General features: G+C 66.6%; 8 protein-coding genes. 6 read left to right on the forward strand and 2 right to left on the reverse strand.

Annotated elements, in window-relative coordinates; genetic code table 11:
- Window positions 1-8 precede the first annotated feature (8 nt).
- Window positions 9-1,589: a trimethylamine methyltransferase family protein gene (locus tag TSB10GB4_RS07370; protein ID WP_186395201.1), complete on the reverse strand. Its 1,581-nt coding sequence runs from the start codon at window positions 1,587-1,589 to the stop codon at window positions 9-11.
- Between the two features lie 541 nt (window positions 1,590-2,130).
- Between TSB10GB4_RS07370 and TSB10GB4_RS07375 the strand changes: the two genes are divergently transcribed.
- The 5 genes from TSB10GB4_RS07375 to TSB10GB4_RS07395 all read left to right on the forward strand — a co-directional run bounded on the left by TSB10GB4_RS07375 (window position 2,131) and on the right by TSB10GB4_RS07395 (window position 8,934).
- A complete protein-coding gene (locus TSB10GB4_RS07375; RefSeq protein WP_186395191.1) occupies window positions 2,131-3,822 on the forward strand; it encodes an ABC transporter substrate-binding protein in 1,692 nt (563 codons plus the stop codon).
- Window positions 3,823-3,944: 122 nt separating this feature from the next.
- Window positions 3,945-4,895, forward strand: coding sequence for an ABC transporter permease (locus TSB10GB4_RS07380; protein WP_186388029.1), 951 nt, complete (start codon window positions 3,945-3,947; stop codon window positions 4,893-4,895).
- 18 nt (window positions 4,896-4,913) lie between these two features.
- Window positions 4,914-5,933, forward strand: coding sequence for an ABC transporter permease (locus tag TSB10GB4_RS07385; protein ID WP_208984540.1), 1,020 nt, complete (start codon window positions 4,914-4,916; stop codon window positions 5,931-5,933).
- A 13-nt stretch (window positions 5,934-5,946) separates the two neighbouring features.
- Window positions 5,947-8,043 (forward strand): dipeptide ABC transporter ATP-binding protein, encoded by a 2,097-nt coding sequence (locus tag TSB10GB4_RS07390; RefSeq protein ID WP_186395192.1) that lies wholly within the window; start codon window positions 5,947-5,949, stop codon window positions 8,041-8,043.
- Between the two features lie 279 nt (window positions 8,044-8,322).
- Window positions 8,323-8,934: a pyridoxamine 5'-phosphate oxidase family protein gene (locus tag TSB10GB4_RS07395; RefSeq protein WP_186395193.1), complete on the forward strand. Its 612-nt coding sequence runs from the start codon at window positions 8,323-8,325 to the stop codon at window positions 8,932-8,934.
- A gap of 24 nt (window positions 8,935-8,958) precedes the next feature.
- On the opposite strand, the gene TSB10GB4_RS07400 is transcribed toward TSB10GB4_RS07395, so the two are convergent.
- Window positions 8,959-9,954: an SLAC1 anion channel family protein gene (locus tag TSB10GB4_RS07400; protein ID WP_244570843.1), complete on the reverse strand. Its 996-nt coding sequence runs from the start codon at window positions 9,952-9,954 to the stop codon at window positions 8,959-8,961.
- 191 nt (window positions 9,955-10,145) lie between these two features.
- Between TSB10GB4_RS07400 and glmU the strand changes: the two genes are divergently transcribed.
- Window positions 10,146-11,504: a bifunctional UDP-N-acetylglucosamine diphosphorylase/glucosamine-1-phosphate N-acetyltransferase GlmU gene (gene glmU, locus TSB10GB4_RS07405; RefSeq protein WP_186395194.1), complete on the forward strand. Its 1,359-nt coding sequence runs from the start codon at window positions 10,146-10,148 to the stop codon at window positions 11,502-11,504.
- The last annotated feature ends 401 nt before the right edge of the window (window positions 11,505-11,905 follow it).

Raw genomic sequence — 11,905 nt, forward strand, 5'->3', positions numbered from 1 at the left:
GGCCGTCGTCAGAAGTCGGTGGGCGCGCCGCCTTCGGCCTTTCGCCGGGCAACGAATGCCGCCAGTTCCTCGGCAATCGCCGGATCGAGGGGCGGGGCCTCGTATTCGGCGAGCGCCTTCTTGTAGACCACCTGCGCCTTGTCATAGGCGGTCGGCGAGCCCGCATCGCGCCAGGTCTCGAAGTTCCGCCAGTCGGAGATGATAGGCGGATAGAACGCGGTCTTGTAGCGGGCTTGCGTGTGGGCGGTGCCGAAGAAGTGGCCGCCGGGCCCGACATCGCGGATCGCCTCGACGGCGAGCGCCTCCGGCGAGGTGTCGAGCGGTTGCAGGAAGGCGTCCATCATCTGCAAGAGGTCGATGTCGATGACGAATTTCTCGAAGCCGGCGGTCAGCCCGCCTTCCAGCCAGCCGGCGGCGTGCTTGACGTAGTTGGCGCCGCCCATCAAGGCGCCCCAGAGCGAGAACACCGTCTCCCAGGCCGCCTGGGCATCGGGCGAGTTGGCCGCGCAGACGGCCGAGGAGCGGTAGGGCAGATTGTAGCGGCGCGCGAGCTGGCCGCCGACAAGGGCCGCCTGCATGTATTCCGGCGTGCCGAAGGCGGGGGCACCCGACTTCATGTCGACATTGGAGGTGAAGCCGCCATACACGACCGGGGCGCCGGGGCGCACGATCTGGGCGAAGGCGAGCCCGGCCAGCGCCTCGGCGTTCTGCTGCACCAGCGCGCCGGCGACCGTGACCGGCGCCATCGCCCCGGCCAGCGTGAAGGGGGTGAGCACGATCGGCTGCCCGCGGCGCGACATCTCGATGATACCCTGGAGCATCGGCGTGTCGAGGCGCAGCGGCGACGACGAGTTGATGATCGAGATAACGCAAGGGGTTCTGTCGAATTCTTCATCCGTCAATCCAAGCGCGATCCGGGCGATCTCCATGCCGTCGAGATTGCGCTCGCGGCCGAGCGAATAGATGTGAAACGCCTTGTCGGTCAGCGTCACAAAGTCGGAGACGCAGTCGAGATGGCGCACGGACGGGTGGATGTCGACCGGCTCGACCGGATAGCCGCCATTGAGGTCGATGACGTTGAAGACCTGGCTGAGGCGGACGAAGTCGCGATAGTCCTGCTGGCTGCCGGGACGCCGGCCGCGCTGCGCATCGGCGCAGTTGGGGGCGCTGGCGACGCCGCTCCAGATGACGCTGTCGCCGCCTACCTTTAGATTGCGCTCAGGGTTGCGCGCATGGAGGATAAATTCCGCCGGCGCGCTGGCGAGCGCCTCCAGCACCAAGCCGCGGTCCAGCCTGATTCGGTCGGAAGAGGCCGAAACATCGGCGCCGGCGGCCTTCAGCAGCGCCTTCGCCTCGCTGTTGATAAAATCGATGCCGATATTTTCCAGCACATCCAGCGAGGCGGAATGGATCGCCTCAAGTTGATCGTCGGAGACCGCCTGGACGGGCGCGAAAGGGTTGCGGCGGGCACGGAACGGCTTCTGCTCGATCGCGTCGGAATGCCCCTGAACCTCCCGGCGGCCCCTGCGTCCGCGGCGGCGACCGGCGGCTTCCTCGTCACCGGCGGCGATGTCCTCAGTTCCGTGCATCTGGGCCATGAGAACCGGGCTCCCTGTCGCGATCGCGAACGTCCAGTTTCGTATCCGTCTCAGTAAAATCCACCCGTCTCCGAAAACGGCAAGCAGTTTGCCTGTTGTTTCGGAAGCGTCTGCGTTTCAATACGCGCGATGTGACAGAAGCCTAGCGCCGTCAGCGAGGGAAAGGCGATATCGATTATGCGACGAGCTTTTGTCGGATACCGACACCAGCCGGCCGGACCTGAAAAAAAGGATTCGAAGGCTTTGCCAAGCCACCATGATTGCATGTTAGGTTGATCCTGCTCGATCCGTGCTGACCGCGTTGCCGGCCGGCACGGCACCAGAACACCACATCGGTTCGTGTCTTCGCCATGTCGAAGGCGCGGCCGGGCGGAGGGAGGATCGCAAGGTCAGGTCCTGAGGTCACCCGCGGCGACGAGTTGCGCGGGCAGCAAGGGTGGGGCCGGAAAGCAAGCCGCGCAGCGGGCACAAGACCCGCAGCGCACAGGAACAGACAGCGAATTCAACAAACGGTTGGAGGGGAGACAGGGCAATGTCGACCAACGAGACGTCAAACAAGATGCATCCGAAAGTCAGGGAAGCGCAGGAACAGATGGACAGCGGCCGGCTGAGCCGGCGCGAGTTCGTCCGCTACGCGGCGCTGCTGGGCGTGGGCGCCGGCGCGGCCTATGCGATGGCCGGCCTGCCGAGCCCGGCGGTCGCCCAGGACGCGGCCAACCTGCCGTTCCCGGCGGACGATCCGAACGCCAAGGCCGGCGGCATCCTGAAGGTGGCGATGCAGGTGCAGAAGATCGACGATCCGGCGACCTTCTCCTGGACCCAGGCCTCCAACCAGACCCGTCACATGCTGGAATATCTGGCGATGACCGGCCCGGACAACGTCACCCGGCCGATGCTGGCCGAGCGTTGGGAAGCTTCCGAGGATTTGAAGACCTGGACCTTCCACCTGCGCAAGGGCGTGAAGTGGCACAATGGCGACGACTTCACCGCCGAGGACGTGAAGTTCAACTTCGAGCGCTGGACCGACCCGGACCTCGGCTCGTCCAATATCGGCCTCTCGTCGGTTTCGGCGATGGTCGAGGAGGTCGACGGCAAGAAGCGGCTGATCGACGGGTCGATCGAGGTGATCGACGAGCACACGATCCGCTTCAACCTGACCAAGCCGGTGCTGTCCTTCCCCGAGGATATGTACAATTACCCGACCGCCATCGTGCATCGCGGCTTCAAGCCGCCGCTCGACAACGTGATCAACGGCACGGGCGCCTACACGATCGCGGAGAACGTCGTCGGCGACCGCTGCATCCTCAAGAAGGTGACCGAGGCCGGCGGCCAGCCGTTCGAATATTGGGGCGGCACGGTGTTTCTCGACGAGATCCACTACTACAATTTCGACGCGGACAACCAGCTCACCGCCTTCGCCGGCGAGAGCGTCGATGCCATCTACGACTTCGGCGTCGAGCAGATGGAACTGGCCAAGGCGCTCGACGGGGAGATCATCGCCGCGCGCACCGCGCAGACCCTGTGCTGCCGCATGCGGGTCGATGCCGCTCCGTTCAATGACGAGCGCGTGCGCAAGGCCGTGACCATGGCCATCGACAATGCCGCGATCAAGCCGCTGGTCTATCCGGAAGGCGGCGATGTCGGCGAGAACCACCATGTCGCGCCGGTGCATCCGGACTATGAGGCGCTGCCGCCACTGACCCGCGACGTGGAGGGCGCCAAGGCGCTGCTCGCCGAGGCCGGGCACCCCAACGGCATCACCATCACCATCGATGTCGGCAACACCGACGGGCCGTGGCACCAGACGGCCGCCGAGGCGATGCGCGATCAGCTCAAGGACGCTGGAATCACGCTCAATATCAATGTGATGCCGGCCTCCAAGTACTGGGAGATCTGGACCAAGACGCCGTTCGGCGCCACTGCCTGGACCCACCGGCCGCTCGGCACCATGGTGATGTCGCTCGGCTACCGCTCCGGCGTGCCGTGGAACGAGTCCGGCTTTGCCTCGCCGGAGTTCGATGCCGCGCTCGACGAGGCGGAAGCGACGCTCGACGTCGAGGCCAGAAAGGCGTCGCTCGCCAAGGCCTCGAAGATCCTGCAGGACGCCTCGATCATGGTGCTGCCGATCTGGCGGCCGGTCTACACGATGGCGTCCAAGTCGGTGCACGGCTATCCGGCCCATCCGACCCAGTACCACCAGTTCAACAAGGTCTGGATGAGCTGACGCCAATAACGGATTGCCGCGCCGGGGATTTCTCCGGCGCGGCGGTCTCTTTGCCGAGGTCAGGGGAGGGCCCGCATGCCGCGCTTGAGGCATGATCGAGGGGCCGACACGGTGGGCGCCATATGCTGAAACTGATCCTGAGACGCCTGGTTCAGATGGTTCTGATCATGGCGGTCTCATCGCTGTTGCTGTTCGCGATCTTCGACACGCCCGAGTTCAAGAAACGGCTGGCGGTGCAAGAGCTTGGCGGCTTCGCCGTCTCGGCCCTGACCGAGGAGAGCTACAAGAGCTGGCTCGCCGGGCGCGGCCTCGACGTGCCCTTCCACCAGCGCTATCTCAACTGGGTCGGCAATATCCTGAGCGGGGATTTCGGCTTCTCCTACGAGAAGAACCGGCCGGTCGGACCGCTGCTGGCGGACCGGCTGGCCAATACCGGAATCCTGGCGTTTTTCGTCTTCGCCTTGATGATCCCGCTATCGCTGATCCTGGGCATTCTGGCGGGGATGAAGGAAGGGTCGCTGCAGGACCGGAGCATCTCCTTCATCTCGGTGTTCACGACCAGCATCCCGGAGATCGCCAGCGCCATCCTGCTGACGGTGATCTTCGCCCTCGGCCTCGGCTGGCTGCCGGTGAAATCGGCGATGATCGGCGGCTTCAGCTTCCGCGAGCTGGTCCTGCCGGTGCTGACGCTGGTGATCTACGACTTCGGCTATGTGGCGCGGATGACCCGCGCCTCGATGGCCGAGGTGATGACCTCGCAATATATCCGGACCGCCATTCTCAAGGGCCTGCCGTACCGCCGGGTGGTGATGCGGCACGCGCTGCGCAACGCCCTGATCGCGCCCTTCACGCTGATCGTGCTGCAGCTCAACTGGCTGCTGTCGGGCGTCGTCGTGGTCGAAGTCTTCTTTGAATACAATGGCTTCGGCAAGCTCTTGCTAGAAGCCGCGCTGTTTCCCGACGTCGAGGTGGTGCAGGCCTGCACCCTCGTCGCCGTCGCCGTCGCCGTTCTGTCGCAGATCATCTCCGACATCGGCTACACCTTCCTGAACCCGCGCATCCGTTTTGCGTAAGGACCGGAGACGCCCGCCATGGCAGTGACCGAGATCCAGTCCGGCCCGTCGCTCCTCGACCGCCTGTCGCGGCCCAAGCCCCTCATCGCGCTGGCGCTGCTGCTGTGGCTGCCGCTGACGGCCTATGTGATGTTCGGGCACCGGCTCGGATCGGGGGCGCATAACGTGTTGCTGCCGGCGATTCCGGCGACCGTGCTGCTCTATGTGCTGGGCGTGCGCGCCTTCCGAGAGAGCCGGGTCGCGGTGATCGGATTGACGCTGGTGTTCTTCTGGCTGCTGATGGCGGTGAGCGCGCCGTACCTGCCCCTGATGGACCCGAACAAGCCGATCGCGCCGTTCACGCCGCCGCTCACCGAGCGGGGAGATCTGTTCTTCTGGCTGGGCACCGACTTCAAGGGCCGGGACATGCTGTCGCGGATGATATGGGGCTGCCAGCGGGTGCTGGTCTGGGGCGTCACGGCGACCATGGTCGCCTATGTGGTCGGCGCCATGTTCGGCCTGATCTCCGGCTATCTCGCAGGCTGGTGGGACGAGATTATTTCCTTTGTCGCCAATGTGTTGCTGTCGTTTCCGGTGATGGTGCTGTTCATCGTCATCCTGAACTATCTCGGCCCCTCGGGCTTCAACATCGTGGTGGCGGTGACCTTCGCCTCGGCCCCGGCGATCATGCGCATCGTCCGGGGATTGGCGCTCGACATCAAGACGCGCGACTATGTCTACGCGGCGCAGACCCGGGGCGAACATCCGCTCTACATCATGATCTTCGAGCTGCTGCCGAACGTGCGCGGGCCGATCATCGTCGATGCCTGCCTGCGGCTCGGCTACACGACGGTGGCGATCACCACGCTGACCTTCCTGGGGCTCGGGCTGCAGCCGCCGGACCCGGACTGGGGGCTGATGATCCGCGAGAGCGCCAGGACGGCGATGCTGTGGAAATTCTCCTACATGCTTTTGGTGCCGGCGCTCGCCGTGTCGAGCCTGATCCTGGGCTTCAACCTGCTGGCCGACGGCCTGCGGGAAATGAGCCTGCGTGACTGAGGAGGGGGACAAGATGAGCGCCGAGGCCGCCGAACAGGTTCCCGTTCTGGAATGCCGGAACCTTTGCATCTCCTATTACACGCGCGCCGGCGAGATCCCGGCGGTGGTGGATTTCAATCTCAAGCTGATGCCGGGCGAGGCGCATGGCATCGTCGGCGAGAGCGGCTGCGGCAAGTCGACCGTGGCGCTGGCGATCATGCAGTACATGGGCCGCAACGGCGCCATCGTCGGCGGGGAAATCCTGTTCGAGGGCCGCGACATGCGGCAGATGAGCGAGGAGGAATTGCGCCGGATCCGCGGCTCGCGCATCGCCATGGTCTACCAGGAGCCGATGGCCTCGCTGAACCCGTCGATGACCATCGGCGACCAACTCGTCGAGGTACCGATCTACCATGACGGCCTCAGCGAGCGGGAGGCGCTGGCGCGGGCCGAGGAGATGCTGGCCAAGGTCCGCCTGCCGGACCCGAGGCGCATCCTCGCCTCCTATCCGCACCAGATTTCCGGCGGCCAGCAGCAGCGCGTGGTGATCGCCATGGCGCTGCTGTCGAACCCCAAGCTCTTGCTGCTCGACGAGCCGACGACGGCGCTCGACGTGACGGTGGAGGCGGGCATCGTCGAGCTGATCAACGAGATCGCCGAGGAGTTCGGCACCTCGATGATCTACATCTCGCACAATCTCGGGCTGATCCTGGAGACCTGCGACCGGCTGACCGTGATGTATTCCGGCGAGGCGGTCGAGGTCGGGGACATCCACGACGTCTTCGACGAGATGCGCCACCCTTACACGCGGGGACTGTTCGGCTCGATCCCGTTGCCGGGCGCAGACAAGAACGCCCATCCGCTGGTGGCAATTCCGGGCCAGTTGCCGCTGCCGCACGAGCGGCCTCGCGGGTGCAACTTCGGCCCGCGCTGCACCTTCTTCCGCACCGGCGTGTGCGATGCCGGCCCGCTGCCGATGCATGCGGTGCCGGGCGATGCCGATCACCGGGTGCGCTGCGAGCGGTTCGAGGAGATCGACTGGAACCGCGACCTGCCGAAGGGCGAGGCGAAGCCGCCGGTCGAGCCGGGCGATGTGGTGCTCTCCGTCGAGGACATGACCAAGCACTACCTGATCGAGGAGGGCGGGCTTTTCGTCGTCGGCGGCAGCGAGCGGGTGGTCAAGGCCAACGAGAAGCTGAGCTTCACCGCGCGCGAGGCCGAGACGGTCGCCATTGTCGGCGAGAGCGGCTGCGGCAAGTCGACCTTCGCCAAGGTGTTGATGGGACTGGAGGATGCGACCGACGGCAAGGTGATGCTGGGCAATGTCGAGCTTGGCGGCCTGCCGGTGCAGCGGCGCAACGCCGAGACGATCTCGAAGCTGCAGATGGTGTTCCAGAACCCGTTCGACACGCTTAACCCGTCGCACTCGGTCGGCAGCCAGATCGCCAGGGTGATCCGCAAGTTCGGGGTCGCCAGCAAGGACGAGGAGGTGGAGGAAATCGTCTTCCGGCTGCTCGACACGGTGAAGCTGCCGCGCGATTTCGCAAGGCGCAAGCCGCGCCAGCTCTCCGGCGGACAGAAGCAGCGGGTGGGCATCGCCCGCGCCTTTGCCGGCAATCCGAAGGTGGTGATCGCCGACGAACCGGTGTCGGCGCTGGACGTTTCCGTGCAGGCGGCGGTGACCGAGCTGTTGATGGATATCCAGCGCCAGAACCGCACGACGATGCTGTTCATCAGCCACGACCTGTCGGTGGTGCGCTACCTCGCCGACCGGGTGGTGGTGATGTATCTCGGCAGGATCATGGAGCAGGGCACGACCGAGGATATCTTCGCGCCGCCCTACCATCCCTATACGGAGGCGCTGCTGGCGGCGGTGCCGATCGCCGACACGCGGATCGAGAAGCGGCACATCGTGCTCAAGGGGGAAATCCCGTCGCCGACCAACCCGCCGAAGGGCTGCCCGTTCTCCACCCGCTGCCCCTATATGATGCCGGGCACCTGCGACGCCGAGTTGCCGCCGCTGCGCGACTTCGGCGAGGGACATCGGATCCTGTGCCATCTCGATCCGGCGGAGCTGAAGGCGATGGAACCGGTGATAAAGCCGAAGAGCGAGGCGGCCGAACGGCTTTGAAAATTTCGAGACGGATTTTGCAAAATTCCGTCTCAAAATCGCGAAATTTTGATGTTGGCCGTCTCAATTTCCCAAAATCGCGGGTCGCGGCCCGAAAGCTGCCCCGATGGCGCGTGCCGGCGGCACTTATCCCCGGCGGGCGGCGGCCGGGGCTCGCCGACTTGTCCCCGTGCGCCGGAGTTCGGTTATAGTTCGAGCCAGATCGCGGATCGGAAGCGGCCGGGCTGCGAGGAGAGGACGGGCGCCGGGACGGTGCGCAAGAGGAGCGAGAGAGGCGGCATGACGACGATCACCACGGTGGACCAGTTGGAGGCGCTCTACGGCACGCCGGGGGCGGCCTCCAGGGTCAAGGAGATCGACTGGATCAGCGACGAGTATGCGGCCTTGATCAAGGCCTCGCCCTTCGTGGCGCTGGCGACCGCCGGGCCGGAGGGGCTCGACTGCTCGCCGCGCGGCGACCGGGGCGAGGTGGTGCGCATCCTGGATGCAAGGCACGTGGCGCTGCCGGACCGGCGCGGCAACGACCGGATCGATTCGCTGCGCAACATCGTCCGCGATCCGCGCGTGGCGCTGCTGTTCCTCATTCCCGGCAGCGGCACGACGCTGCGCCTCAACGGAAGGGCGACGATCAGCGCCGATCCGCACCTGCTGGAGTCGTTCGCCGTCGACGGCAAGGCGCCGCGCAGCGTGATCCTGATCGACGTGGAGACGGTCTATTTCCAATGCGCGCGGGCGATCGTGCGCGCGCGGCTGTGGGACGCCGAGACGCAGGAGGCGGCGCGCGGGGTGCCGACGCCAGGGGCGATCCTTTCGGCCTTGAGCAAGGCGACGGTCGGCGGCGAGGCCTATGACCGCGACTGGCCGGAGCGGGCGCGCAAGTCGCTGTGGTGAGGCGCGAGCCTTACCCGCGCTCTCTTATTCTGGGCGGAAGATCTCGTTGCGGCGGATCGCGGCGACAGTCTTGACGACCAGCAGGACGATCACCGCCCAGAGCACGCCATAGGCGAGGAAGGAGAGGGCGCGGGGCAGGGCGGCGCCGGTCGACCCCGCGAACAGCGCCGAGGCGATGGTGAAGGCGGCTACGGGGAAGGAATAGGCCCACCAGGCCATCGAGAAGGGCAGTCGCAGGAGGCGGCCGACCTGGGTCAGCGTCACCAGCACGAACATCAGCGCGCTGTAATAGAGGATGCGACCAACCGCATCGACCGTGCCGCCGTTCAGCAACTCCCAGGAGACGAAGCCGACCGAGGGCGGCGCGATCAGGATGACCAGCGTCGGCAGCAGCCGCTCGGCGATCGGGTTATGGAAGATCAGCCGGTTGAACACCAGAGTCAGGAAGATCAGCCAGAACAGCATGCCGACCGAGAAGAAGAACCACGAGGTCTCGAGATAGCCGAGCTCGACGCCGGCAACCGGCACCAGGACGTTGCCGACGGCGGGAATGAACCAGGCCGGCGTCAGATGCGCCTGTTCGAAGGTGCGGTGGCTGATCCAGGCGGCGACGACGCCGAGGATCAGCAGCAGATGGGCGGCCGTCGCCGCCAGCCAGACGATCTCGACAGGGGCGTGCGCGCGCGGCAGCACGCCGGAGCACAGCAGCAGCACGCCGATGGTGATCGCCGGGAAGAAGGCGATGCGCACGGGATGATTCCACTCCGCCTTCACCGCGCCGGGGTGGCGCAGCGCCTTGGCGAGATAGATCGCGGCGATGGCGCAGAAGGCGGCAGCAGTGACCAGCGTCAGCGCGAAGCTGGCGGTGCCGGGCGCGCCGGACAGCGCGATCTCGATGCGGCGGGTCGCCAGCGACAGGCCGGCAAGGCCCATCACCACGGCGAAGAAGGTGATCGGAAAATGCTTCAGCCACGGCTCGTGTGCCATCTCCGTCGTCGCACCCGCTGTTGCCGCGCTCATTGTCCGCCCCGTTTCCGTTCCGAGAACCCCGTCGCCCCCTGAATATCCGTCCGCAGCGGCTTTCGCCAAGCTCCGTTCTCGTGTTTCCTGCGACAAAGTTGCGGGGCGGCCGCCGGCGCGTCTTGACGCCGGTGCGCCGGCTGCCGATGACAGCGGTTGCCGGCCGTCCCGGCCCGAAAGAGAGGTTTGCCATGCCGTCCACATCCCGCCTTGCCATCGTGCTCGCCGCAGGCCTCGGCACCAGGATGAAGTCGGACCTGCCGAAGGTGATGCATCAGGTCGCCGGCCTGTCGCTGGTCGGCCATGTGCTGAAGGCGGTCGATGCGGCCGGCATCGGCCGCGTAGCCGTCGTGGTGGGGCCGAACATGCCGGAACTGGTCGCCGAGGTCGCCCGCCGGGCGCCGGGGGCGCAGTGCCACGTGCAGGGCGAGCGGCTCGGCACCGCCCATGCGGCGCGCGCCGCCGAGCCGGCCTGGCGCGATGCGCCGGACCAGGTGCTGGTGCTGTTCGGCGACACGCCGCTGGTCTTGCCGCAGACGCTGGAGCGGGTCTGCGCCCGGCTGGAGGCGGGCGCCGATGTGGCGGTGCTGGGCTTCGAGGCCGAGGATCCGACCGGCTACGGCCGGCTGCTGACGGAGGGCGGCAAGCTGCTGGCGATCCGCGAGGAGCGCGACGCCAGCGCGGCGGAACGGGCGGTGCGCTTCTGCAATTCCGGCATCATGGGCTTTCGCGGCGCGCGCCTCGCCGCGATCCTGGACCGGATCGGCAATGACAATGCCAATCGCGAGTTCTATCTGACCGACGCGGCGGAGATCGCCCACCGGCTCGGCCTTTCGGTCGTCACCGAACGGGCCGAGGAATGGGAGGTGCAGGGCATCAACACGCGGGCGCAGCTCGCCCGCGTCGAGGCCGACTACCAGCGCCGGGCGCGCCTTGCCGCGATGGAGGGCGGGGCGACGCTGGTGGCGCCGGAGACGGTGCACTTTGCCCATGACACGCGGCTCGGGTGCGACGTGGTGGTGGAGCCGAACGTGGTGTTCGGCCCCGGCGTCGAGATCGGCGACCGGGTGACGATCCGCGCCTTCTCGCATCTGGAGGATGCGCGGGTGGCGGACGGGGCGACGCTCGGCCCTTACGCGCGGCTGCGGCCCGGCGCGGAGATCGGCGCGGGCGCGCATATCGGCAATTTCGTCGAGATCAAGAACGCCCGGGTCGAGACCGGGGCGAAGGTCAACCACCTCACCTATATCGGCGATGCGCGGGTCGGGGCGGGCGCCAATATCGGCGCCGGCACCATCACCTGCAACTATGACGGCTTCCTGAAGCACCACACGGATATCGGCGCGGGCGCCTTTGTCGGGTCGAACTCGACGCTGGTCGCCCCGCTCAGCATCGGCGACGGGGCGTATCTGGCCGCCGGCGGTGTCGTCACCGAGGACGTGCCGGCCGACGCGCTGTCGCTCGGCCGCGCCCGGCAGGTGGTGAAGGAGGGGCGCGGGGCGCAGCTCAAGGAACGCTTCGCCCGCGCCAAGGCGGAAAAGAGCGTGTAGGGGGCTTTTCGGGAAGCGCGGGCACGGGTCCGCGTTTCGTCCTCCTGGACGGCGCGCGCTCCCGGACGCACCCGCAACCGCCGTGGCTCGCCGATCCCGGATCTTCGGCCTGCGGCCTCGTCCGGGAAGACGCTAAGGAGAGGCTGGAGCGCATGAGCCAGGCTGCCCCGTCGGCTCGCCTCGCGCCTGCTGAGGGCGCCAATGGTTCCCGGTTCTGCGCTGCGCTGGACCGGGATGACGTCCGAGAGGGGGAACGGCCTTGCATCCCCTCGACCGTCATCAACTCATATCGTTGAGGTGGTCTCTCGTTCTGGCGTTGAGGATGACGACGATCTTTCGCATGAGGGCTGTGAGGGCGACGATTGGCTTCTTTCCGTTTGCGATCAGCCTGTGGAAGACGG

Origin of the sequence: Stappia sp. TSB10GB4 (assembly GCF_900185745.1) — a bacterium.
Classification (GTDB): domain Bacteria; phylum Pseudomonadota; class Alphaproteobacteria; order Rhizobiales; family Stappiaceae; genus Stappia.

Excerpts from the sequence above, each read along its gene's own strand:
- TSB10GB4_RS07370 (WP_186395201.1), bottom strand. The coding sequence starts at position 1,589 with ATGCACGGAACTGAGGACATCGCCGCCGGTGACGAGGAAGCCGCCGGT.
- TSB10GB4_RS07375 (WP_186395191.1), top strand. The coding sequence starts at position 2,131 with ATGTCGACCAACGAGACGTCAAACAAGATGCATCCGAAAGTCAGGGAA.
- TSB10GB4_RS07380 (WP_186388029.1), top strand. The coding sequence starts at position 3,945 with ATGCTGAAACTGATCCTGAGACGCCTGGTTCAGATGGTTCTGATCATG.
- TSB10GB4_RS07385 (WP_208984540.1), top strand. The coding sequence starts at position 4,914 with ATGGCAGTGACCGAGATCCAGTCCGGCCCGTCGCTCCTCGACCGCCTG.
- TSB10GB4_RS07390 (WP_186395192.1), top strand. The coding sequence starts at position 5,947 with ATGAGCGCCGAGGCCGCCGAACAGGTTCCCGTTCTGGAATGCCGGAAC.
- TSB10GB4_RS07395 (WP_186395193.1), top strand. The coding sequence starts at position 8,323 with ATGACGACGATCACCACGGTGGACCAGTTGGAGGCGCTCTACGGCACG.
- TSB10GB4_RS07400 (WP_244570843.1), bottom strand. The coding sequence starts at position 9,954 with ATGAGCGCGGCAACAGCGGGTGCGACGACGGAGATGGCACACGAGCCG.
- glmU (WP_186395194.1), top strand. The coding sequence starts at position 10,146 with ATGCCGTCCACATCCCGCCTTGCCATCGTGCTCGCCGCAGGCCTCGGC.